Annotated in this window: 21 protein-coding genes and 1 pseudogene; 18 read left to right on the top strand and 4 right to left on the bottom strand. The window is 71.5% G+C overall.

All coding sequences use genetic code 11. The features are described from left to right. Positions 1–5: 5 nt before the first annotated feature. The 3 genes and pseudogenes from CNX65_RS22720 to CNX65_RS22725 form a co-directional block, all read right to left on the bottom strand. Positions 6–743 (bottom strand): annotated as a pseudogene (locus CNX65_RS22720) (transposase family protein). A 201-nt stretch (positions 744–944) separates the two neighbouring features. Further along, on the bottom strand, positions 945–1,193 hold the full coding sequence (locus tag CNX65_RS38215; protein WP_332553118.1) for a transposase: 249 nt from the start codon (positions 1,191–1,193) through the stop codon (positions 945–947). A 9-nt stretch (positions 1,194–1,202) separates the two neighbouring features. After that, a complete protein-coding gene (locus CNX65_RS22725) occupies positions 1,203–1,763 on the bottom strand; it encodes a recombinase family protein (RefSeq protein ID WP_198320538.1) in 561 nt (186 codons plus the stop codon). A gap of 177 nt (positions 1,764–1,940) precedes the next feature. Between CNX65_RS22725 and CNX65_RS22730 the strand changes: the two genes are divergently transcribed. Next, positions 1,941–2,597, top strand: a complete 657-nt coding sequence (locus CNX65_RS22730; protein ID WP_177154312.1) for a hypothetical protein — start codon at positions 1,941–1,943, stop codon at positions 2,595–2,597. A 6-nt stretch (positions 2,598–2,603) separates the two neighbouring features. On the opposite strand, the gene CNX65_RS37960 is transcribed toward CNX65_RS22730, so the two are convergent. Next, entirely contained in the window at positions 2,604–2,735 is a 132-nt protein-coding gene (locus tag CNX65_RS37960) for a hypothetical protein (protein WP_256373261.1), read from the bottom strand. A gap of 846 nt (positions 2,736–3,581) precedes the next feature. Here CNX65_RS37960 and CNX65_RS35595 point away from each other — a divergent pair. The 17 genes from CNX65_RS35595 to CNX65_RS22810 all read left to right on the top strand — a co-directional run bounded on the left by CNX65_RS35595 (position 3,582) and on the right by CNX65_RS22810 (position 22,423). Beyond that, on the top strand, positions 3,582–3,776 hold the full coding sequence (locus CNX65_RS35595; RefSeq protein WP_157767796.1) for a hypothetical protein: 195 nt from the start codon (positions 3,582–3,584) through the stop codon (positions 3,774–3,776). 1,032 nt (positions 3,777–4,808) lie between these two features. Further along, on the top strand, positions 4,809–6,041 hold the full coding sequence (locus tag CNX65_RS22745; RefSeq protein ID WP_177154313.1) for a type III PLP-dependent enzyme domain-containing protein: 1,233 nt from the start codon (positions 4,809–4,811) through the stop codon (positions 6,039–6,041). Next, positions 6,022–6,282: a phosphopantetheine-binding protein gene (locus CNX65_RS36340; RefSeq protein WP_177154314.1), complete on the top strand. Its 261-nt coding sequence runs from the start codon at positions 6,022–6,024 to the stop codon at positions 6,280–6,282. Before CNX65_RS22745 ends, CNX65_RS36340 begins: the two co-directional genes overlap by 20 nt. Beyond that, positions 6,279–7,451: an acyl-CoA dehydrogenase family protein gene (locus CNX65_RS22750; RefSeq protein WP_177154315.1), complete on the top strand. Its 1,173-nt coding sequence runs from the start codon at positions 6,279–6,281 to the stop codon at positions 7,449–7,451. Before CNX65_RS36340 ends, CNX65_RS22750 begins: the two co-directional genes overlap by 4 nt. Positions 7,452–7,486: 35 nt before the next feature. Beyond that, positions 7,487–8,512, top strand: a complete 1,026-nt coding sequence (locus tag CNX65_RS22755) for an NAD-dependent epimerase/dehydratase family protein (protein ID WP_096495584.1) — start codon at positions 7,487–7,489, stop codon at positions 8,510–8,512. 85 nt (positions 8,513–8,597) lie between these two features. Further along, positions 8,598–9,656 carry an NAD-dependent epimerase/dehydratase family protein gene (locus CNX65_RS22760; RefSeq protein WP_096495585.1) on the top strand — a complete coding sequence of 353 codons (1,059 nt, stop codon included), beginning with the start codon at positions 8,598–8,600 and terminating at the stop codon, positions 9,654–9,656. Beyond that, positions 9,653–10,471, top strand: coding sequence for a class I SAM-dependent methyltransferase (locus CNX65_RS22765; RefSeq protein ID WP_096495586.1), 819 nt, complete (start codon positions 9,653–9,655; stop codon positions 10,469–10,471). The genes CNX65_RS22760 and CNX65_RS22765 overlap by 4 nt, the downstream gene beginning before the upstream one ends. Continuing rightward, positions 10,468–11,646, top strand: a complete 1,179-nt coding sequence (locus tag CNX65_RS22770) for a DegT/DnrJ/EryC1/StrS family aminotransferase (RefSeq protein WP_096495587.1) — start codon at positions 10,468–10,470, stop codon at positions 11,644–11,646. Before CNX65_RS22765 ends, CNX65_RS22770 begins: the two co-directional genes overlap by 4 nt. Continuing rightward, positions 11,639–13,405, top strand: coding sequence for a hypothetical protein (locus tag CNX65_RS36345; protein ID WP_177154316.1), 1,767 nt, complete (start codon positions 11,639–11,641; stop codon positions 13,403–13,405). Before CNX65_RS22770 ends, CNX65_RS36345 begins: the two co-directional genes overlap by 8 nt. 2 nt (positions 13,406–13,407) lie before the next feature. Beyond that, positions 13,408–14,025, top strand: a complete 618-nt coding sequence (locus CNX65_RS36350; protein ID WP_198320539.1) for a dTMP kinase — start codon at positions 13,408–13,410, stop codon at positions 14,023–14,025. After that, positions 14,022–15,125 (top strand): DegT/DnrJ/EryC1/StrS family aminotransferase, encoded by a 1,104-nt coding sequence (locus CNX65_RS22780; RefSeq protein WP_096495589.1) that lies wholly within the window; start codon positions 14,022–14,024, stop codon positions 15,123–15,125. The genes CNX65_RS36350 and CNX65_RS22780 overlap by 4 nt, the downstream gene beginning before the upstream one ends. After that, positions 15,122–15,841: a hypothetical protein gene (locus tag CNX65_RS22785; RefSeq protein WP_096495590.1), complete on the top strand. Its 720-nt coding sequence runs from the start codon at positions 15,122–15,124 to the stop codon at positions 15,839–15,841. The genes CNX65_RS22780 and CNX65_RS22785 overlap by 4 nt, the downstream gene beginning before the upstream one ends. A gap of 23 nt (positions 15,842–15,864) precedes the next feature. After that, a complete protein-coding gene (locus CNX65_RS22790; RefSeq protein ID WP_096495591.1) occupies positions 15,865–16,989 on the top strand; it encodes a nucleotidyltransferase domain-containing protein in 1,125 nt (374 codons plus the stop codon). A 37-nt stretch (positions 16,990–17,026) separates the two neighbouring features. Beyond that, positions 17,027–18,847: an ABC transporter ATP-binding protein gene (locus CNX65_RS22795; RefSeq protein WP_096495592.1), complete on the top strand. Its 1,821-nt coding sequence runs from the start codon at positions 17,027–17,029 to the stop codon at positions 18,845–18,847. Beyond that, positions 18,840–20,672 (top strand): ABC transporter ATP-binding protein, encoded by a 1,833-nt coding sequence (locus CNX65_RS22800; protein ID WP_157767797.1) that lies wholly within the window; start codon positions 18,840–18,842, stop codon positions 20,670–20,672. Before CNX65_RS22795 ends, CNX65_RS22800 begins: the two co-directional genes overlap by 8 nt. A 9-nt stretch (positions 20,673–20,681) precedes the next feature. After that, positions 20,682–21,422, top strand: a complete 741-nt coding sequence (locus CNX65_RS22805; protein WP_096495594.1) for a WbqC family protein — start codon at positions 20,682–20,684, stop codon at positions 21,420–21,422. Continuing rightward, entirely contained in the window at positions 21,419–22,423 is a 1,005-nt protein-coding gene (locus CNX65_RS22810) for a glycosyltransferase family 2 protein (protein WP_157767798.1), read from the top strand. Before CNX65_RS22805 ends, CNX65_RS22810 begins: the two co-directional genes overlap by 4 nt. Positions 22,424–22,463: the final 40 nt, after the last annotated feature.

The following is a 22,463-nucleotide window of genomic DNA, read 5'->3' on the forward strand; positions in this document are numbered from 1 at the left end:
CAACTTCATCCGGTGTTGAGGTGAAGGGTGAGGACCGTTCGGGTCAGGTCGGTGATGCGGGTGGTGGAGCAGCGGGGTCGGCGCGGTAACCGCCAGGCTTTGAGGATCGGTACGGCTCGTTCGCCCAGGGCGCGGATGCGGGCATGCGAGCGGTTGACCGCTTGTTGGCCGGGCGAGAGGTTGTGCCATTTGCCGTGGTAGGGCACCCGGACCGGTCCACCCGCTCCTCGATGTGCCTTGTCCGCCCGGCACGGGATGTCCACTGCTGCCAAGGCGTGGATGATGCCGTGGCTGCGGGCCGCGGTCAGGTCGTGGGCCGAGCCGGGCGGCGCGGGCGGGACCCACAGCGGGCGTCCGGCCGGGTCGGCGAGAACGTGGACGTTCATGCCGTGCCGTTTGTGTTTCCCGGAGTGGTGCGGACGGTCGGTGGCGATGCGGTCGGTCCGGAGCAGGGTGCCGTCGAGGATGACGTAGGCCTTGCGCGCGGTGCCCCGCGTCGCCTCGGCGAGGTCGGGTGCCGGTGCGGCCAGGAGCCGGACGGCTTCGTGGATGTGGCGGCAGACGGTGGCCCGGCGGGTGTGGGTGTCGCCGCGACGCGGATGGGCCAGGACCGGCAGTGCTTGGCGTCCGGGGTCGAGCGTGCGTCACCTGCTGCCGGTCCGTCGTCGGTGGGCGGTCAGCTCCCTGGCAGGGAAGCGCAGGTGTGAACTGGACAGGTCGATCGCTGATGGGTGGGCAAGCACACGGAGCTCCTGGCGATGGCCTTGCTCTTGGTCGAGAAGTCATCTACCAGGAGCTTCGTCATGTCTCCAGCCCACCCCCACCAGGTTGGAAAGGGCTCATTGCCCAGCGGACGATGGCCTCGTGGTGACGTGGGAGGCGTTCGTAGTCGCGGGTGCAACGTCGCGACGTGAGGTGATCCAGGCCAGAGTCCGTTCCACCACTCACCGGCGTGGCAGCACGTGGAACAGGGTTTTGCGGGGCCGGGACACCACTTCGACGGTCAGCCCGAGGGTGGCGTGGGCCCAGCCGGGGAACGCGCCGTGGTAGCCGTTGTCCGCCCACACCAGGGAAAAACGGTCGCCCGCCCGGTCGCGGACCCGTCGCAGCAGCGAGCGGGCGGCGCGTTTGTCGTGGATGCTCGCCTGGGTGACAGGAGTTCCCCTATACGCGCACCACAGAGGCCATCCCACTACCGGTTTTCAAACAGCCACTGAGAACACCCACTTGTCCCGCTCGTTCCACCGCAACCGCGTCTCATGCCCCAACGCCACGTCCTCGACGTCGATCAGCACCTCGTCCTTGCGCTGCCGGTTCCACACCTGCCTGCCGGTGTAGCGCGGGTTGGCCAGGATCGCCCGCACCACCCCCTTCGACCACGCCACTCCCGACCGATGCGGATTCCGCGCCCGGTCGTGCGCCGATGGGCAGGCGATGTCGTCACGGGTCAACGCCTCCGCGATCGCGAAGATCCCCCGACCGCCCACGTACTCCGCGAAGATCCGCCGCACCACCGGCGCGGCCACCGGGTCTAACTCCAAGCGGTGCAGCCGCTTGCCGTCGGCGGCGCCGGGGTTCGGGTGCGGCCCGGCGTCGGCGATCAGGTAGCCGTACGGCGGACGCCCGCCGAGGAAGCGTCCCTCGACGGAAGCCTGAGCCGCCATGGCCGAGCGCACCCTGATCGGCACCCGGTTCCGCTCGCCCTTGCTCATCCCGCCGAACACCGACATCACCAGGTCGGGCGCCTCGGACTCCGCCCACACACATCTGGCACCTACAACCTGACCCCGTAGTGCTGTAGCACTAGGAAGGTCAACCCGTACTGGTTGCCGTAGAACGTGCGCTGAGGCTCCCTTACCACCACTGCATTTCGAGGTCTTTCACGTCAAGTCCTGTCTGGCGCACGATTCAAGGCCGCCTACCTGGCTGCCCAGGGCTCGGTGCCCGGCTGGGACGCCCTGCCGCTGCGCCAGGCCATCGGCGACCCGTTCGACCCGCAGCAGTTGGTGATGTTGCCGGGCATCGTTACCCTCACCATCCGCCGGAGTGCCTGTGGTGGGCACCGGTTCGTGCTGCACGAGCGGGACGGGGACGCGGGGGCCGACGGTGGCAGCCTGTGCTCCCTGATGCCCGCGGGTGAGTTCCAGCCGTCCTCGGTGCAGGTGGTGGACGTGCGCAACGACTTCTCCTTGTGGCACAGCATCATGCGCGAGTACTCCGAGGAGTTCCTGGCCAACCCCGAGCACGATGGCAACGGTGCCCGCGCCATTGACTACGCCAGCGAGGAGCCGTTTGCCTCGGTCGAGCGGGCGCGGGCGGCAGGGCGGTTGCGGGTGTGGCACTACGGCCTGGTGGTGGACCTGCTCACGCTCGGGCCCAGCCAGCGCACCGTCGCGGTGGTTGACGACGACGAGTTTGACAGGCTCTTCGGGGCGAGGGCGCGGGTCAACGACGAGGGCAGGGTGGTGGGCGAGGACGGCAGGGCGGACATTCCGTTCGTCGAGGAGGCGATCACCCGGTTGGAGCCGCGCCTGTCGCCGGGGGCGTTGAGCCTGCTGCGCATGGCCTGGCGCGACCGCGACCTGCTGCTCGGCTGACCACGCTCAGCGGCCACGGACATCGCCCCACAGCAGGACGTGCAGCCGGGAGGTCAGGTTCCAGCCCCGCGCGAGCACCGGGGCGGCCAGCTCCCGCGTCCGCTCCAGCAGCACCGCCGGGTCCGCGCCCTCCGGCATGAGCCACACCGGCCCCAACCGGGTAGGTCTCCACCAGCTCCGCCGCCTCGTCCAGGTCGCCTGGGGGCTGGACGACGAACTTCCACGACGCCTTGCCCGTCATCGCCAACGCGCGCAACGCCGCCGGGCGGATACGGCGGTGCACCGGCATCTTCGCGTTTCCCAGCTTGGCCGAGACGGTGAAGCGGGTGACCGCGTCCACCAGGGCTGCGGTGGGGGCGATGGCGCCGGAGGTCTCCACCTCGACACCGCCGGTGACCACCAGCAGATCAGCCGGTTGCCGGGCCAACCAGGAAAGGACCTCAACCGTGTCAAGGAGACGACGCTCCTGGTGCGGCGGGTGCCGGTCGCGGCCCCAGGTCTGCGGGGTGTCGCACCAGGCGCAGGCTAAGTGGCAGCCATGCAGGCGCAGGAAGTTCGCCACCCGCCCCTGGCTGATGCCCTCCCCCTGGAAGGTCGGGCCGAACAGCTCGTTGACCGCCAACTCCATCAGGACCACACCGGTTCGCACACGGTGGTGTTCGAACGGGTCTCCCGGACCTCGACCCGCGTCACCCGCGCGCCTCCGGCCCTGGGAAGCCCGTCCACCACCGCGGTCGCGGCTCGTGCCAGTGCCACCCCGGCGGTGGCCGACGAGGCCGGGGACGCCGCACGCTCACCGTCGTTCCGCTCGGCGCGCCGACCAGCGAGGCCGCTGAGGACCTCCCGCACGCCATCCGCGACCTGCCCGACCTCGACGGCGCGCGGCTGTCCGCCACCGGTTCCACTGCGCTCGACAGCGACGTCTCGGAGCGGCTCGCCGACGCCCTCGTGCCGTGCTGGCGGTGGTGGTGAGGGCTAGTGCTCATGCTGATAACACTGGTCCCCCGCAGCGTTTTGGTGCCGCTCAAGGCGGCCTTGGGCTTCCTGCTGTCGATCGCCGCCTCGTTCGGCGTGCTGGTCGCGGTGTCCCAGAACGGTCACCTCACCAGCCCGATCAGCCTGTTCGCCGGGTTCGCGCTGGTGTTCGGGCGGCGGTGGGCGCGTTCGTGGTGCGGATGACGACCGCGCCCGCCGAAGCGCGATTAACGCTGACCGCTGTTGTCCGGGTGTTTTCGCACGGCTGCGCGCTGCGCCACTTCCGTTCCGACTGGCGACCCCTCCGGCCCCGTATAACAGGCGGCCACTGGGTTCGCAACCACAGTGACGTTTTTCGGCCTGAACGCCGAAGCGCCCGAACGCCGGATGCTGCGGTTCCGGTGCGGGACGCACCTCGGCCGCACAGCCTTGGCCAGCTCCCGGTGAAATTTTTCGAAAACCTCAGACTCGTGTTCAAAACGATTTTTTCGCACCGGATCCGAACGGACAGGAGTGGCACGGCGGATGGGGAACATTCGGAATGAATCGGACACCGCACGGTCGTTCGACGAAAACCGGGATTGCCGTGGACCCGTCATCGGGGTCGACATTCCTCGGGGTTTTCCAGCCGAGCCGAGCTCCGCAGGTTCCCGGTGCACACTTCCGGAGTCCCCTGTTCGGGGCGCTGCGGCACGGCCCGCCCCACCGAGGTGTCACCCCCTGGTGACGGCACGAATTCCATGCCACGTGTCCTGCCGACGGACCCGCTTGGAAACCCATCTGTTTTTCTAATATGCACAAGCTTTTCAGGCTTCGCCTCGCCCATCGGGTTCGTTTTACCGCAGCCTTGCCGCGTTCGGGAACGAGTGTCATTACAGGTCCTGCTGACGCCCCCTCGGAAAGCCGTAGCCCGCTGCCGGGAACTGGGTTCGGCCTGCTGTCGCCGCCTTCCCGGTGACCTTCCTCCCTGATAGCGTCCCGGTCTCGGCGAGTCGACTCGCATTTACCTCAGGAAGTCGTCCGGATTTCGACTCGGCCGTGACGGCGCCACCACCGGGGAGGACTGCGTGGGATCTCGTCCGTTCGAGGCGATGGCGTTGTGATCACCCCGGTGGCGGTGGGGGAACGCCACCACCCGATTGCGCGGGGCAGTGCCGAACACCTGGGGAGCATCGTGGAGCAAGATCAGCGCAAGCGCGCCCGCACGCGGTGCGGGCGGATGCCCGGAGGGGTGTCGTGACCTCTCTCCGGGACATCGCCGACAGGTACGGCACACCCGCCTACGTCTACCGGTTGGACGACGTCGAACGGGCCGCGGCGGAACTGGTGGGGCAGCTCCCGCAGCCGTCCTCCCTGTGCTTCTCGCTGAAGGCCAACCCGCACCCGGACGTCGTGGCCGCAGCGCGCGTCGCGGGCTGTCGCGCCGAGGTGAGCTCGACCGGCGAACTGCGCACCGCTCTCGACGCGGGGTTCGTCCCGGCCGACTGCCTGCTCACCGGCCCTGGGCGGAGCGACGCCGAGACGGAGGCCGCGCTGGTGGCGGGTGTCGGCCTGCACTCGGTCGAGTCCTCGCACCAGCTGCGCCAGCTTGAGCGCTCGGCAGCCGCGACCGGGCGCTCCCCTCGGGCGCTGCTGCGCCTCAACCTGCCGACACCCGTGCGCGGCGGGCTGCGCATGACGGGCAAGCCGTCGCAGTTCGGCCTGGATCCTGCCGGCCTCGCCCTGGTCGAGCGCTCGTTGTCGGAACTCCGCCACGTCGAAGTCGTCGGCGTGCACGTCTTCTCCGCCACCAACGCGCCGGACGAGGAGTCCCTGCTCGCCGCGATGGGGGCAGGCATCGATGCCGGAGCACGGCTCAGGGACTCGATCGACCTGCGCTTCCTGGACCTCGGCGGCGGGTTCGCCGCGCCCTTCGCCGCGCCGGGCGCCGCGCCCACCTACCCGGAACTCGCCCCGCGCCTGGAAGAACTGCTCGACGCGAGCCTGCCCGGCTGGCGGGACGGCGGTCCCGAGGTGCTGTTCGAATCAGGGCGGTACCTCACCGCGCGGAGCGGCACGCTCCTGTGCAGGGTCCTGGACGTCAAGGAGTCCTTCGGCCGCACGTTCGTGGTGCTGGACACCGGCGTGCACCACCTCGGGGGCCTGGCGGCCACCGGGCGCGTGCTCGCAGCTCGGTCGCAACCGCTCCTCGGCGACGGTGAAGCGCTCCTGGTCGACCTCGTCGGACCGCTCTGCACCCCGGCCGACGTGCTCGGTCGCGATGTGGCGCTGACCGGTGCGGAGCCGGGCGGGCTCGTGGCGCTCCCCAACGTCGGGGCCTACGGCCTGACCACCGGCCTGCTCGGTTTCCTCGGGCACCGGCCGCCCGTGGAGGTCGCCCTGCACGGCGACCGGGTCGTCAGCGCCACCCGCGTCCTGCTGCACCGCACCACCGTCGAGGAGGACACCCGTGTCACCGCAGTGGAATGACAGCTACGAGCAGCTGCTGCGCCGGTACCTGCCGCTGCTGGCGGCGGGCGTGGAGCTCCGGCCGGACGCGAGCATGACCGCGCTGGGGCTCGACTCGATGGAGACCATCAGGCTGCTGATCGAGGTCGAGGACGTCTTCGGCGTGAGCGTGCCCGACGAGTTGCTCACCGCGGAGATGTTCGCCACTCCCGGTGCGCTGTGGCAGGTCGTGGCGGAGCTGAGCGCGCAGGAGAACAGGTGAGGCACTCCTCCGGGACTTCCCGGTTCCTGGCCGCGGCGGAGGAAGTGGTCCCGCTGCTGGCCCGCCACGCCGCCGAGGTCGACGCCGAACCCCGCTTCCCGACCGAGGCGCTCGCCGCGTTGCGCGCCACCGGGCTCATGGGCCTCATGGTCCCCGAGGAGCACGGGGGCCTCGGGGGGACGGTCCTCGACCTGGTCGACGTCGCCGAACGGCTCGCCGCGGGGTGCACGTCCTCCGCGCTGGCGTGGGCCATGCACTGCCAGCAGGTCGACGCGATCGCCCACTACGCCCCGCAGCGGCTCGCGTCCGAACTCCTGCCTCGGCTCGCCGCGGGCGAGCTGTACCTGGCCTCGGTCACCACCGAGGAGGACAAGGGGGGCCACCTGCTGACCTCGCGCGCTCCGCTGCGCGAGCGGGAGGGCGTGCTCGTGCTCGACCGGTACGCACCCGTGGTCACCGGCGGGCGGCACGCCGACGGATTCCTGATCACCATGCGCGCGGACGAGACCGCCCTGGAACGCGACGTGCGCGCCGTGTTCGCCTATCGGCACGAGCTGGACGTCGAGGTCGACGGGGACTGGGACACCCTGGGCATGCGCGGCACCGACAGCGTGCCGCTGCGCCTGAGGGGCGAGTTGCGCGCGGACCGAGTGCTGGTCGCGGACGGTGGCTGGTCGGAGATCGCCCTGCGCAGCCTCATCCCGGTGGGGCACCTCGGTTGGGCCGCCACGTGGCTCGGCGCCGCCCGCGCCGCGCTGTCCGACTTCCTCGGCGCGGTGCGCTCCCCCAGGCGGCCGAGGTCGGTGGACGTGACCTCGCCCCTGGTCGCCGAGCGGATAGCCAGGGTGCGGACCTGCCTCGAACTCGCCAGCGCCTACCTGCACCGGGCGGCGGAGGAGGTGGCCGAGCTCCGCTCGGGCGGAGGCCGTCCCGAGGCCGCCCCGACGCAGATCCACCTCAACACGGTGAAGGTCGCGGTGGCCGAACTCGCGTTCGAGGCGGTGAACCGCTTGGTGCTGCTCGTCGGGCTGGGGGGCGGCTACCGGCGCGGTGCGCTCGAGCGGCGCTTCCGCGACCTGAGGTCGGCGAGCCTGAACAACGCGGACGACCGGTTGCTCGTCGCAACGGGGACGCTCGCCCTCGCCGATCGGAAGGTGAGCCTGCTGTGACCGACGTTTTCACACGAGCGGGGAGGGATCACGGGGTGTCGGATCGCTTGAGCGCGCTGCGCGGCAGCAGGGTCCTGGTCACCGGGGGCGCGGGCCTCATCGGAAGCCGCGTCAGCAGGCTGCTCGCGGCGGCCGGGGCCGAGGTCGTGGTGCTGGACAACCTCCTCGCCTACCCGCCGCAGGCCCTGCGGGTCATCGGTCCGCCCGACGGGGAGCTCGTGGTGGCGGACCTCGTGGACCGCGCGGCGCTGAGGAAGGCGCTGGCGGGCGCCGACCACGTGGTCCACGCCGCCGCGTTCGCCGACGTGGCGGCCTGCACCAGGGAACCCGCGCGGGCCTTCGCCAGCAACGTGCACGGCACCCAGATCCTGCTCGACGAGATCGCGGACAGCGGTGTGCGCAGGTTCGTCTTCATCTCCTCCGCCAGCGTCTACGGCGACGGCGACCCGGACGTCACCGGAGCCCGGCGCTTCTCCGAGCGATCACCGCTGCTGCCGATCTCGGTCTACGGCAACTCGAAGGCCTGGGGGGAGAACCAGACCAGGATCACCCTCGCCGCGAGCGCCACGGAGGCCGTCGTCCTGCGCTACTTCAGCGTGTACGGCGACCCGCAGGTCCCCAAACCCGGCAGCCACTCCTGGTGCGTGGCGTGGTTCGGGATGCACGCGATGACGCGCCAGCCGCTGCTGCTGCACAACGGGGGCACCCAGGTGCGCGACTTCGTCCACGTCGACGACGTCGCGATGGCCACCGTGCTCGCGCTGGTCGCACCTGGTGCGGCCGGAGAGGTGATCAACGTGGGCACCGGTGAGGGCACCCCGGTGCGGACGGTCGCCGAGCTGATCGGCGGGCACTTCCCGGACGCGCGCGTGGTGGAGACCGCACGGCCGTCGGGGGACCCGACCGGCGGGTGCGCCGACACCCGCCGGATGCGGGAGGTCCTCGACTGGGAACCGACCATCGGCCTGAGCGCGGGCGTCGACCGGTACGTCGACTGGCTGCGCCGCACCCCGCACGCCGTGCCCGACTGGCTGCGGCCGGAATCGGTCGCCGCCCTCTGATCGACGGCGGCACCTCGCTCACCAGGCGCCCCTCCCCCCTGCGGTCGGGCGGACGCCCCACCACTGTGAGAAAGGCCAGCTCGTGATGCGCACTGTCCTACTGGGCGGAGCCGGGTACATCGGCTCGGTGGTCGCCAGGGAACTCCTCCACGACGGGCACGAGGTCGTCGTCGTGGACAACATGGTCTACGCCCACGCCGGGCGTGTGGACCGCGCTCCCGACGGCGCCGACTTCCGCAAAGCCGACTTCCGCGACCCGGACGTGCTGCGCGCGGCGCTCGAGGGAGCGGACGCCGTGGTCCACCTCGGCGGCCTGGTCGGTGAGCCCGCCTGCGCCGTGGACGAGGAGTTGGCGGTCCAGCTCAACTACGCCGCGCCGGTGCTGGCCGCCGAGATCGCGGTCGAAGCCGGTGTGGGCAAGTACGTGTTCCTGTCCACGTGCAGCGTCTACGGGAGGCAGAAGGACGTCCTGGTCACCGAGGACGTGGAGCCCGCCCCGCTCTCGGTCTACGCGCGGACCAAGCTCCTCGCCGAGGAGCACCTCGCCGAGGTGTGCCGGGGTGAGGTCGAGTTGACGACGCTGCGGTTGTCCACCGTCTTCGGGTTGTCGCCGCGGATGCGGCTGGACTCGGTGGTGAACTCGATGACCAGTCGCGCGGTGGTCAAGGCGGTCGTCCCGCTGCGCGGCGGCGGCCAGTGGCGGCCCCTGGTCCACGTCGCGGACGTCGCCGACGTCGTCCGGCGGGCGTTGACGGCCGAGCCCGCCGGGGAGGCGACCGTGCTCAACGTCGGCAGCGACGGGCAGAACCACTCCATCAAGCAGATCGCGGAGGCCGTGGTGTCCTCGGTGCCCGGCGCGCGGATCGACGAGCAGGAGGACGCCGAGGACCGGCGCGACTACCGGGTCAGCTTCGAGCTGGTGGCCCGGCGCTTCCCCGGCTCGTGCACGACGGCGCTGGAGGCGGGCATCCGGGAGATCGCCGGTGCGATCGAGCGGGGTGAGCTCGGGGACCCCGACCGCGTGGAGTACGACAACCTGCGCGGACTCCGGCTGGCGCTGGAGGAGCGGCGGATCGCCGTCGTCGCGAGCGAGCCGATGAAGCGGCTGGCGGGGGACTACGCGACCGCGTGGGGGCAGCGATGAGCGCGGTGTACGACGGCGCCGCGGCGGCCCGCTACTGGGGCGGCGAACGACTGCTCGCGGTGCCGCCGGGTGATCGCGCGGCAGAGGACGCGGCGGTGCTGTGCCAGGGCAAGCCGCTGGAGATGAGCAGGGCCTACGCCGCGTGGGAGGACGACTGCCTCGACGCGCTCCTGCCCGACCTGGCGGGCCGGACCGTCCTCGACCTCGGCTGCGGGGTCGGCAGGCTGCTGCCCCGCCTCGCCCGCGCCGCGGAGCGGGTCGTCGGCGTGGACCTGGCGCCGGGGATGCTCGACAGGGCGCGGAGGCGCATCGCCGGGTTGGGCAACGCCGAGGTCCGCTTGGGCGGTGTCGACGCGGTGGACCTGCAGGACGGATCGGTCGACGTCGTCGTGTGCTTCGGGGTGTTCGAGCACGTGCCCTCGGAACACCGCCACGCCGCGCTCGCCGAGATCGCCCGCGTGCTGAAGCCGGGCGGAACGCTCCTGCTGGAGCTGAACAACGCGGACAGCGCCCTGCTCTCGGGCGCCCGCGCGGACAACCCGCACCGGGTGGGCGTCCAGTGGGAGAACGGCTACTTCTGCGAGCTGGTCACCGTGCCGGACCTCCTCTCCGCCGCGGCGGACGTCGGGCTCGACCCGGTCGAAGACATCGCCAACCCCTTCTACTCCGCCGTTCGCCACGCGAACGCGGAGCACGGGGCGGAGGAGTCGGCCGCGCTCTTCGCGAAGGCGCGCGAGCTCGACCGCGCTTTCGGCGCGTCCGCCCGGTTGCGGGCCGTGTCCGACCAGGTCGTGGTCAAGGCGGTGCGCCGGTGACCGCCGACCCGATCGGCGCGAGTGCGCCCCGACTGCCCTGGAACAGGCCGCTGATCGGCGAGGAGGAGATCGCCGAGGTGATCGACACACTCCGCTCCGGCTGGCTCACCGCCGGGCCCAAGACCGCCCAGTTCGAAGAGGCGTTCCGCCGCGAGCTGGGCGTGGAGAGCGCGCTCGCCCTCTCCTCCTGCACCGCCGCGCTGCACCTGTCCCTGATGGCGGCGGGCATCGGCCCCGGCGACGAGGTGATCACACCGAGCCTCACGTTCTGCGCGGTGGCCAACGCCGTGGTCCAGGTCGGGGCTGTCCCGGTGCTGGTCGACGTCGAGCCGGAGTCGCTCACCGTCGACGTCGACCACGTGCGCGCGGCGATCACCGAGCGCACCCGTGCCGTCATCCCCATGCACTACGCGGGACACGCCTGCGACATGGCCGCACTGGTGGCGCTCGCGCGGGACGCGGGCCTGCTGCTGATCGAGGACGCGGCGCACGCGCTGGGCGCCACCTACCGGGGGCGGCCCGCGGGGTCGTTCGGGGACCTGGCCACGTTCAGCTTCTACGCCAACAAGAACCTCACCACCGGCGAAGGCGGGATGCTGGTCGGCAGGCGCGACCTCGTCGACCGGGCCAGGGTGCTGTCCCGGCAGGGCATCGACCGCGGGGTGTGGCAGCGGCACGGCAACCGGACGACCGAGCGGTACGACGTCGTGGAACCCGGCCTGAAGTACGTCATGTCGGACATCACGGCCTCCCTGGGCGTGCACCAGTTGAGGAGGCTGCCGGAGTTCAACGCCCGCCGCCGTCTGATAGCCCAGCGCTACCTGCACGAGCTCGCCGGCCTACCGGGCCTGGTGCTGCCCGTCGAGAGCGAAGAGGTCAGGTCCTCCTGGCACCTCTTCGCGGTGCGCGTGCGCCCCGAGTCGGCGTTGATCGATCGTGGCGCGCTGGCGGCCAGGCTGGCCGAGGCGGGCATCGACACCTCGGTCCACTTCACCCCGGTCCACCGGCTCAGCCGCTACCAGCGGCTCGCGGGCGCCGACGCGTTGCCGGTCACCGACCGCGCGGCGGACGAGGAGCTGTCGCTGCCCTGCTACCCGGCGATGACCGACGAGGACGTGACCCGCGTGGTCGGGGCGGTCCGCGCGTCCCTGTCCGGAAGGGGCAGCCGTGGTTGACCTCGACGTGGGCGCCGAGGCGTTCCTGCTCCCCGACGAGCGCTCGCTGCCCGAGGAGCGGGTCGAGCGCAGGCGGGACATCGCCGAGCAGCTCAGGCAGCTCCCGGAGGAGGCGCTGACCCGGATCCAGTACTTCCAGCCCCAGGTCGGCTGCTTCAACCGCTGCGCGTTCTGCAGCCAGCACGCCGGGACCGACGTCTGGCAGTTCAGCCGCACCGGGCTGCGTGACCTCTTCGCCGCGCTGGGCGCGGTGACCGCCGAGCGCGGCAGCGGGCTCGGCGGAGGGCGCGAGCACAAGCCTCGTGTTCTCTTCCCCTACCTGGACAACGACATCGGCTCTTACCTCCACCTGGACGAGTACGTGGCGCTGGCGCGCGACGTGCTCGGCTGCACGGTGCGGATGACCACTGTCGGGTTCTCCGAGCACAACGAGGACCTGGTCCGGGTGCACCGCCGCGTCGCCGAGCAGCTCCACGACGGGATCGCCGGGCTCCGCCTGTCGATCACGCCCTTCACCGCGGGCTGGACGGAGGCCGCGCAGCGGCGGGGCGAGACCAGTCGCGCGCAGTTCGTCGCGGACCTGGCCACCACGCTGCGGACCTACCGGGTGCTGCTGGAACGGCGCGGCCTGAACAGGGAATCACTGTCGGCGGAGTTCCGGTTCCGCCCCTTGGCCGTGCGAGCGGAGGTGGAGGAGAGCGAGGTCGACGGCCGCCACGTGCTGCGCGTCGGACCGCACCTGCTGGTCTCCTCGGAACGATCCGGGCCACCGGAGACGGCCGAGGTGACCGCGCTGAGCGTCAACCTGCTCGGCAGGCGCGACATCACGGCCTCCCCCGAACCGGTGTTCTCCCGTGATGGCTCGCCCTACCTGCTGCTGACCGACGCGCGCTCGACCGGGCGACCCGCGCAAGAGCTCATCGCCCAGTCGGCCACCGCCGCGCGCCGGGTCCTCGTCTGGCGGTTGGAGAACGCGGACGGCGCCTACTACGCGGTCGACCCCCTGTTCGCGGACGACGGGTCCGTCCACACCCTGAACATCTACCCCGCCACCGACCGCAGGAAGTCCGGCTACCAGGACTCCACCCGCTTCCTGCTGAACGCGCTGTTGGAGCACAAGCGCCGCCTCGGACGCGGTCGCCGCGAGGAGCTCCCGGACGCGACACCGCGCGACGTCGCCGGGGTGCTGGGCATCCTCCGCGCGAGGGGAAAGGCGCTGGCCGAGACCGATCCGACGGCAGCCGAGCACATCCGGCACGAGGTGCTGCCCCTGGTCGCCGACTACGCCCGCGCCCTCCTGGGGGCCGGTCTGCCCGCCTCGCTGTTCTTCTCCCGCCAGTTCACCCTCGACACGGGCCCCGCCATCAACCAGGGACGGGCACTGGTGCTGTTCAAGGGGCTCAGCACCACCGAGGACACCCCGATCAGCCCGTGGCAGGAGCGGGGAGACCTGATCTCCGCCAGCAAGGGGCACGTGTGGCGGTTGGCGCCCGCGCCGTTCGCCCTGGGCGCGAACCCCCGACCCGGCTCCGCCCAGCGAGGCGGCAAGAACACCACCGCGACCGCGCCCTCGTTGATCGTCCAGGAGGTCGACCCCCGGCACCTGCGCCCCGTGGACCAGGACACCGGCCGCGCGTTGCGCGAGTACCGGATCGACGGGGTCGAGGTCGAGCACGTGCGCCTGGACCAGGCGCGGACCGGGCACCTGTACCCCGGCCTGCTCAAGCTGACCCCGGTCACGGGGGAGGCACCGTGTTGATCGTGTTCGAAGGACTGCACTCCAGCGGCAAGAGCACGCAGGCCGGACTGCTGGCCGAGTGGCTCGTCGCGCGCGGTGTCGTGCCGACCAGGACGTCGTGGAACTCCTCCACTCCCCTGGGCGCGACGATCACCGACCTCAAGATCCGCGACCGGCTCGGTCCGCAGGCACTGGTGCTGATGGAGGCCGCGGACCTCGCGCACCGCTGGGAGAGCGGGTTGGGGGAGGTGCTGGCAGCCGGGGGCGTCGTGATCTCCGACAGGTACCACTACTCGACCATGGCCAGGGGCGTGATCAGGGGGATTTCCCTGGAGCACATCAGGGAGTGCTTCCGCTTCGCCCCCGAGCCCGACCTGGTGCTGCACGTCCGCTGCACCGGGCGCGAGACGCTGCGCAGGCGTCTCGCGGCGGGGCAGTCGTTGGGCAGTCACCTCTGCGGCGCGGACTACCGGCCGGTGGTGGACGAGCGGGCCGCCTTCGTCGAGCACCAGGACCGGATGGCGGAGCTGTACGGGGAACTGCTCCCCGAGGGGACCGTCGACCTGCCGCTCGGCGCGTCCCGCGAGGAGGCGCACGCCCTGGTGCTCGACGCCTACCGGGCGGCGGGAGGGCCGACGTGACCGGTGTCGTGCCGTTCTTCCGCCCCTCGCTGGGAGCCGAGGAGATCGCCGAGGTCACCGCCACCCTCACGTCCGGGTGGGTGGCGCCCGGTCCCAGGGCTGAGCGGTTCGAGTCGCTGTTCGCCGAGCGGGTCGGAGCCCCTGCGGCCACCGCGACGTCCTCGGGCACCGCGGCACTGCACCTGGCTCTGCTCGCGCTGGGCGTCGGCGCCGGTGACGAGGTCATCACCACCGCGCTCACCTGCCCCGCCACGGTGAACGCCATCGAGCGCACCGGCGCACGGGCGGTCCTGGTCGACGTCGACCCGATCACGTTGACGATCGACCCCGACCGGGTGAGGGCCGCGATCACCCCCCGGACCGCGGTGATCGTCCCGGTGCACTACGCAGGCCATCCCTGCCGGGTGGACGCCGTGGCGGCGATCGCCCGCGAGCACGGTCTCGCCGTGCTCGACGACGGGGCCCACGCCCTCGGCGCCCTCCACCGCGGTCGTCCGGTCGGCAGCCTCGCCGACCTCACCGCATTCAGCTTCCAGGCGACGAAGCTGATCACGACCGGGGAGGGCGGGATGCTGGTCGGCCGCCCCGACCTCGTCGACCGGGCGCGCACGCTCGCCAACCAGGGCATGACGGAGCGCGGAGTGGTCCTTCCGGGGCTCAAGCTGCGGATGTCGGACGTGAACGCTGGAATCGGCCTGCGCCAACTGGAGAAGCTGCCCTCCTTCCTCACCAGGAGGCGGCAGATCGCTGACGCCTACCGCGCCGCGTTCTCGGACCTGCGGTGGCTGGAGGCGCCCGAGGCCGTGGGAGACGTGCTGCACGCGTGGCACCTGTTCGGCATCCGCGTGGACCACGGCGCGGACTCGTTCGTCGCGGCCACCCGCGCGCGGGGGGTCGAGACCGCGCGGCAGTTCCGCCCGGTGCACCTGGAGCCCTACTACCGGCGATCCCGTCCCGCCGCCCTTCCTGCGGCCGAGCGCGAAGCCGATCGCCTCGTGTCCATCCCGCTCTACCCGGCGATGTCCGAGAAGGACGTCGCCGCAGTGGTCACTGCGGTCCGCGGGGCCGCGCCCACCGGAAGAGGAGGCACCACAGCATGAGCGAAACCTGCTCCTACCACCACAGCCACCTGAAGGAAGCCCTCGAACTCGCGTTGGCCCGCGGCTACTCCTTCCGCACGTGCGCCCAGTACGCCGAGGGCGACCGCGGTGACGGGGGCCTACTCGCCGTGATGCGCCACGACGTCGACCTGCTGCCCGAGCGCGTGCCGCCGATCGCCCGCATCGAGGCCGACCTCGGCATCCGGGCAACGTACTTCTTCCGCGTCCACGCCAACGAGTACAACGCGCTCGGCCACCAGACCGTCGCCATCATGCGCGACGTGCTGGCGCTCGGGCACGAGGTCGGCCTGCACGCCGAACCGCTCGACCTGCTCGCCTCCACCGGCGTCGAGCCCGCGGTCGCGATCCGGGCCTCGGTCACCGCGCTCGAAGCGGTGCTGGGCGTTCCGATCACGGGGATCGCCTCCCACAACGACATCACACCGGACAACAACCTCGACTACTTCCGCCGGACCGGCGCGGCTGAGCTCGGCCTGAAGTACGAGGCGTACGACGAGAGCGGACTGGACCTGTTCGGGAAGAGCTGGTACATCACCGACGGCCATTTCTGGTACTGGCGAGCGTTCCAGGACGGCGAGCTGACGGACAACAGGCAGTGCCTGTGCGAGCACTTCGCCGCCGAGCGGACTCCGATCTACTCGCTGGTGCACCCGCACGTGTGGTTCGAGCACCACTTCCAGCGCGTCCACCACTGACCGGCGGAGAGAGGAGGCCGACGATGGCCCACCAGTCGATCGAGGCCGAGTTCGTCCTGCGCGCGGCTCGTCCCACCCTCGACGAGGACGAGGTGGCGGCGGTCCGCGACCTCGCCTCCGGTGTCGAGGACGCGGAGCGCTGGCCCCACGTCGTGGACCAGGCCTACCGGCACCACCTGCTTCCGCTGCTCGGGCGCAACGTCGTCCGGCACGGGCTGCACCCGCGACCGCCGGGCGCGAACACCGCGTTCCGCTACGAGGAGTTGTTCACCGCCGTCTACCAGGCGAACCAGGTGCGCAACGAGGCCCTGCTCCGCGAACTCGAAGCGGTTCTGCGGGAACTGGCCCGGCACGGCGTGCACCCGTTGCTGCGCAAGGGACTCGTGCTCACCCAGGAGGTCTACCAGGACCTCGGGTCGCGACGCTCCTACGACATCGACCTCATGATCGAGCCCGAGCAGGTGCCGGTGCTCAAGGAGGTCATGCCGGCACTGGGGTACGCCACCGGAACCGTGTCGGCGAACCGGCGCGTGGTGGAGCCGCGATCGCGGGCCGAGGCCGCGTACTGGGCGATGCACGTGCCCAACCTGTCGTTCCGCAGGCAGACCAGCGAGCGCTTCGCCAACGGTTTCGTGATCGACGTGCTGCTCGACCAGTTCCTGCCCGGCAGCGGCTACCACCTGCCCGCGGGCGGGCTCACCGAGCGCGGCAGGCCCATCCGGGTCTACGGCGTCCCCACCCGCGCGTTCGACCACGAGGAGATGCTCGTCGACCTGGCGACGCACCTGTTCAAGGAAGCGACGTCGCTGCACTACGTGCAGATCGGCAAGGACCTGACGCTCGCCAAGTTCCTCGACATCGCCGGGTACGCCACCACCCAGCCCGTCGACTGGGACCGCTTCGGCGCGCTCTGCGCCCGGTACGGGATCGAGGAACCGGTCCACTACGCCCTGCACTACACCGAGACCGTCTACCCCGGCTCCATCCCGGGGCACGTCCTGGAGTCCACCAGGCCCGACGACACCGGCTTCCTCAGGGAGATCGGAACCGTGGACAAGGACGTCCACCGGTGGCAGGAGGATTTCCTGCACCGCCTGTTCGACCCAACGCGGGCGAGGCGCGCCGCCCCGTCCCGCGCACCCCTGTAGCGACCGCGCGCGGCGTGCGGCCGACGAGGAAAGGCACATGAGAACCAGCACAGCCCGGATCACACCGGTGCTCACCACCGCCCGCGCCATCCCCCGCGCGGGGTGGGGGCTCACCTCAGCGCTGGCCGCGACCGCGGTGTGCGCCGGAATCCTGCCCATCGCGCAGATGATCGCGGTGGGGATCGTGGTGGGGGCGGTGCCGCGCGCCGTCCAGGACGGCGCGGGCTCGGAGGCGTCACACCGGGTTCTGATCACCATCGGTGTGCTCGGGGCGCTGTACTTCACCGCGCAGGTCGTGCCCCCGCTGCAGTGGTCCCTGTCGCGGGTGGTGGCGCTGAGGCTGGAGCACCGGGTCACCGCCGAACTGATGCGCGCGGGGGCGGACCCGGTGGGGATCGACCACCTGGAGTCCGAAGCCTTCTCGGCCGCCGCCTCGGCGGTGCGGGAGATCAGGTCCGGAGCCTTCGCGCTCACCGACGCGGTGAATTCCGTGGCCCAACTGCTCGGAGGACGGCTGCAGGGCATCGCTGCCGCAGCGATCCTGGCTTCGTTCCACTGGTGGGCGCCCCTGGTCCTGCTGGTCACCTTCCTGCCCTGGGACGCCTACTTCCGCGGCGAGCACCGCGCCATCGCCCGATCGTGGGCGGGCCGCAGCACCGAGCAGCAGAGAGCGGACCACTTCCGCCGCCTCGCCTTCGATCCGGTCGCGGGCAGGGAGATCCGCGTCTTCGGGCTCACCGGTTTCGTGCTGGACCGCTTCGACCGGCACTTCCGGACCGGTATCGCCCAGGCCTGGAAGGAGCGCGGCGACCGGCTCCGCAGGCTGGTGCCGTGCGTCCTGCTCGTGGTCCTCGGTTACCTGCTCGTGTACGGGGCCATCGGGCACGACCTGGCGTCCGGGGCGGTCACGCTCACCGCCGCTGTGGTGTTCGTCCAGGTCTCCGGCCAGATCTGGCGCGTCGTGCCCAGCTTCAACGACCTCTCCAGGACAGCGATCGGCTCCGCGTCGCTCACGGCGGTGGGCAAGCTCGCCCCCGCCCCCCTGGCGGCTCGCCGCTCCTCCCCTGCGCCGGGGGACCCGGTCCGGTTCGAGGGCGTCACGTTCCGCTACCCCGGCCAGGACGAGTTGGTGCTCGACGGGCTCGACCTCGTCCTGCACCCCGGCCGGTCGCTGGCTGTCGTGGGCGACAACGGCGCGGGCAAGAGCACGCTCATCGCCCTGCTCGCCGGACTCCGCCACCCGGCTTCCGGCCGCGTCACCGCGGGGGGGATCGACCTGCGCGATGTCGACGAGAACGCGTGGCGCGCCCGCTTGTCCCCCGTCTTCCAGGACTTCGTCCACTACCCCTGGTCCGCCAGGGACAACATCGCGGTCGGCGCCAAGAGCCCGCTCACCGACGAGCAGCTGTGGGAGGTCGCCCGTGCCAGCGGGGCCGCCGAGGCGCTCGACGGGCTGCCGCGGGGGTTGGACACCCCGCTGTCCAAGGACTTCGACGGCGGAGCCGAGCTGTCCGGCGGCCAGTGGCAGCGGATCGCCCTCGCCCGCGCGCTGGCGGGCGCCCGGACCGGGGCGGATCTGCTGATCCTCGACGAGCCGACCTCGAACCTGGACGTGCGCGCCGAGGCCGAGGTGTTCGAGCGCTTCTTGGACGCCACGCGCGGAACGACGACCGTGCTCGTGTCGCACCGCTTCACGAACGTGCGCCGCGCGGACCGGATCGTGGTGCTCGACGGAGGTCGGATCACCGAGGACGGCACCCACGACGAGCTGATGGCGGCGAACGGGCACTACGCCAGGATGTTCCGCCTCCAGGCGGAGCGGTTCGCCGAGCGGGCGCCGGGAGGCGTCGATGCCTGACCCGATCCCCGCCCCGATGACGAAGGCGACCACCAGGTCTCGCTCCGGGGCTTCGCACGCACTGCGGGTCGTCCTGGGGTACGCGTGGCGAGCCGATCGGCGGTTGTGCGCCGTCGTGGTCGCCATGCGGATCGCCGCAGGACTGCTGGAACCGCTCGGCGCCGTGGCGCTGGCACTGGTGGTGGACGCAGCGCTGCGCGGGGACGTGCAGGGCGCGATGTGGGCGGCCTCGTTGTTCGCCGTGGCCGACGCGGGCAGCTCCGCGCTCAACCACCCCGCGGGAAAGCTGGAACTGGCGCTGCGCGAGAAGACCGACCACGCCTTCCAGCGCGACCTGGCCAGGCTGTCCTCCGAACTCCCGACCGCTGAGCACCTCGAGCTGCCCGAGTACCTGGACAAGGTCGAGGTGGCGCGCAGCCAGTCGACGTCGTTGGGCGACCTGCTGGGCAGGCTGGTGGGACTGGCGCAGGTGGCGGTGCTCGGCGCGGTCACCCTCGTGGCACTGGCGACGGTCGACCCCCTGCTGCTGTCGCTGGTCCTCTTCGGCGTGCCGACGATCGTGTGGGGCGGCAAGGCGGAAGCGGTCCGCGCCCGCTTGGAGGACGGTCAGGCGTCGCGCCTGCGCATGGTCGACCGGTTGGTGGACCTGGTGGTCCGCCCCGGCTCGGCCAAGGAGGTGCGCGTCCTGCGCGCGGCCTCCGGGATCCAGGCCAGGACGACGGCCCTGTTCCAGGCCCTGATCGGCGAGCGCGACCGGGCCGAACGCCGGGCCGTGCTGCTGGTGTGCGCGGGGTGGCTCGTCTTCTCGACCGGGTTCGCCTGCGCGATCGCCCTCGTCCTGCTGCGCGCGATCCAGGGGCAGACCTCGCCCGGTGAGGTGCTGCTGGTGCTGGCGCTGGCCGTCAGGCTGCACGAGCAGATGGATGTGGTCACCCACTCCGTGGTGGGCGTGCGGCGGGCCCTGGTCACCGCGCGCCGCCTGTTGTGGCTGGTGGACTACGCGCGGGATCTGACGGGCCGGGGTGGGGCGCCCCTGCCCCGGCAGACCACCCCCGGACGCGGGATCGTGCTGGACCGCGTCAGCTTCCGGTATCCGGGAACCGATCGGGACGTGCTGCGCGACGTCCGCTTAGAGGTAGCCGCGGGGACGACCCTCGCCGTGGTCGGCGACAACGGCGCGGGCAAGACCACGCTCGTCAACCTCCTGTGCGGCCTCCACCGACCGACAGCGGGGCGCGTCCTGGTCGACGGGGTGGACCTGGCGGACGTCGACCCGCACGAGTGGCGGCGCGCGCTGTCTGCGTGCTTCCAGGACTTCGTCCGATGGGAGCTGCTCCTCCGGGAAAGCGTTGGCATCGGTCAGCTGCCGCTGTCCGGGGACCTGGGGGGAGTGCTGGCCGCCGTCCGCCGAGCGGGTGGCGAGGAGGTGGTGGAGGGCCTGCCCCGGACCTGGGACACGCAGCTCGGCGCGCGCTGGCCGGGTGGTGTCGACCTCTCCGGCGGGCAGTGGCAGAAGGTCGCCCTCGCCCGCGCCCTGATGCGCGTCAGCCCCGCCCTCCTGGTTCTCGACGAGCCCAGTTCCGGGCTCGACGCGGCGGGGGAGCACGCGCTGTTCGAGCGGTTCGCCAGGGCGGGGCTCCACGGCCGCGAGACCGGCGCGATCACCGTTCTGGTGTCGCACAGGTTCTCCACGGTGCGGATGGCCGATCGCATCGTCGTGGTCCAGGACGGTGGAATCGCCGAGGTGGGCGCCCACGACGAGCTGATGGCTGCCGGAGGGCCGTACGCCCAGCTCTACGAACTCCAAGCCAACGGCTACCGGTAGGGGGATCGCGTGCGCACGCTCATGGCCCAGCAGCCCAACTACGCGCCCTACCTCGGTTTCTTCGACCGCGCGGCGCGGGCCGACGTCCTCGTCCTGCAGGACGACCTGAACTACGCCAAGCAGGAGTGGCAGAACCGCAACCGGGTCCGCTCCGGCGACTCGTGGCGGTGGTTGACGGTGCCCGTGCACGGATCGCACCGAGCCCCCATCCGCGACACGCGTCCGGTGGACGGCAGCTGGCTGCCCAGACACCTGCGCGTGTTGCGGCAGGAGTACCCCGGCAGCGCCTCCGGGGCGCGGATCGACGCGTTGTCCGAGGCACTGGGGCCGATTCGCGACACCACCCTCGCGGTGATCAACGAAGCGCTCATCCGCCACCTCATGGACGTCCTCGGCATCGACACCCCCATCGTGCGCGAGAGCGAGCTCGGCATCCCGCGCGTGCTGGAGCCCAACCGTCGCCTGCTCCTGCTGAGCGAGCTGCTCGGGTGCGACAGCTACCTGTCCGGCACGGGCGGGCGCAACTACGTCCAGCCCGAGCTGTGGCGCGCGGAGGGCGTGCTGCTGGAGGAGCACCTGTTCGCGCCGCTGCCCTACGGCGATCGGCGGGAGCACTGGCAGCCGAACCTGTCCGCCCTCGACCTCCTGCTGCTCTCCGCCGATCCGGCGGCCGAGTTCTCCCGAGCCCGACAGCGGTCGGGGCGCCAGCCGTGGACCGCGAACCGACCAGACCAGGTGGTAATCCCGTGAGCCAACCGCGAATCAGCGTCGTGCTGCCCTCGTACTGCTCCGACACCCGGCACGGGACATCACGCCTCCGGCTCACCCTCACCGGGTTCGGCAGGCAGACCCTTCCGCACGACGAGTACGAGGTCGTCGTCGTCGACAACCGGAGCGACCCGGTGCTGTCGGAGGTCATCCCCACCTGGGACCTCGGCTACACGCCCAGGGTGGTGCGCCGGGAGGAGATCGGGCTCGGCGGGGGCTACAACGCGGGTGTGGCCGCCGCACGCGCCCCGGTGGTGCTGCTGGCGCTGGACGACGAGGTGCCGTCCCCCGGCCTGCTGGAGTCGCACCTGGCTGTCAGGTCCACCCCGGCCGACCTGGTCATCGGCCGTTGCCGGTTCATGTTCCACACCCGTGTCTTCCTCGACGTGACGACGGCGCAGCAGGCGCCCGGAGCGTGGGAGGCCGCGCGCTCCAGCCCCGAGCTCTCGTGGCTGCACGAGGCGAGGTCGCCGCTGGCCCTGGACGAGAAACCCGTCACCGCCGAGGACGTGCGGGAGAGGTTCGACGTGCTGCTCGCGCTGTCCGGGCACGGCGGCCGGGAGTTCCAGGACATCGAGCGCCTCGTGGCCTCGGGCCGGTGCCACGAGGTGAGCACCGGCTGGCTCGCCATGCGGCTGGGCAACCACTCGTTGTCCAAGGAGCTGCTGGACCGCGTCGGTGGCCTGGACGAGGGCCTGGACGCCCACGGAGGCTGGTACCTCGACCTCGAACTGGGGCTGAGGCTGATCGGCGCGGGCGCGCGGTTCGCGGCAGCGGACGAGGCCGTGACGATCAACCTGCCGCACCCGAGGAGTGCCGCGAACGCCATCGGCACGGTGTCGGGCTTGGCCTACTTCTACGCCAAGCACCGGAGGATGGACGTGGCGATGATGCCACTGCACTACCAGCGCGGCTTCCGGATCGCGGAGTACGCGAGACTGGTGAAATCAGGCCTCCGCTGGTGGCCCGAGGAACCTTCCTGATCGATTCGCGAGAGAAGCGGCCATTTTCCGGGTGTTTGCC

This window comes from Actinosynnema pretiosum, assembly GCF_002354875.1.
In the GTDB taxonomy this organism is placed as follows: domain Bacteria; phylum Actinomycetota; class Actinomycetes; order Mycobacteriales; family Pseudonocardiaceae; genus Actinosynnema; species Actinosynnema auranticum.

What these genes read in the sequence shown, in the direction of transcription:
- CNX65_RS37960 (WP_256373261.1), bottom strand. Translation starts at nt 2,735, where the DNA reads ATGCCGGAGGGCGCGGACCCGGCGGTGCTGCTGGAGCGGACGCGGGAG.
- CNX65_RS35595 (WP_157767796.1), top strand. Translation starts at nt 3,582, where the DNA reads ATGCTGATAACACTGGTCCCCCGCAGCGTTTTGGTGCCGCTCAAGGCG.
- CNX65_RS22760 (WP_096495585.1), top strand. Translation starts at nt 8,598, where the DNA reads ATGCGCACTGTCCTACTGGGCGGAGCCGGGTACATCGGCTCGGTGGTC.
- CNX65_RS22765 (WP_096495586.1), top strand. Translation starts at nt 9,653, where the DNA reads ATGAGCGCGGTGTACGACGGCGCCGCGGCGGCCCGCTACTGGGGCGGC.
- CNX65_RS22785 (WP_096495590.1), top strand. Translation starts at nt 15,122, where the DNA reads ATGAGCGAAACCTGCTCCTACCACCACAGCCACCTGAAGGAAGCCCTC.
- CNX65_RS22790 (WP_096495591.1), top strand. Translation starts at nt 15,865, where the DNA reads ATGGCCCACCAGTCGATCGAGGCCGAGTTCGTCCTGCGCGCGGCTCGT.
- CNX65_RS22795 (WP_096495592.1), top strand. Translation starts at nt 17,027, where the DNA reads ATGAGAACCAGCACAGCCCGGATCACACCGGTGCTCACCACCGCCCGC.
- CNX65_RS22800 (WP_157767797.1), top strand. Translation starts at nt 18,840, where the DNA reads ATGCCTGACCCGATCCCCGCCCCGATGACGAAGGCGACCACCAGGTCT.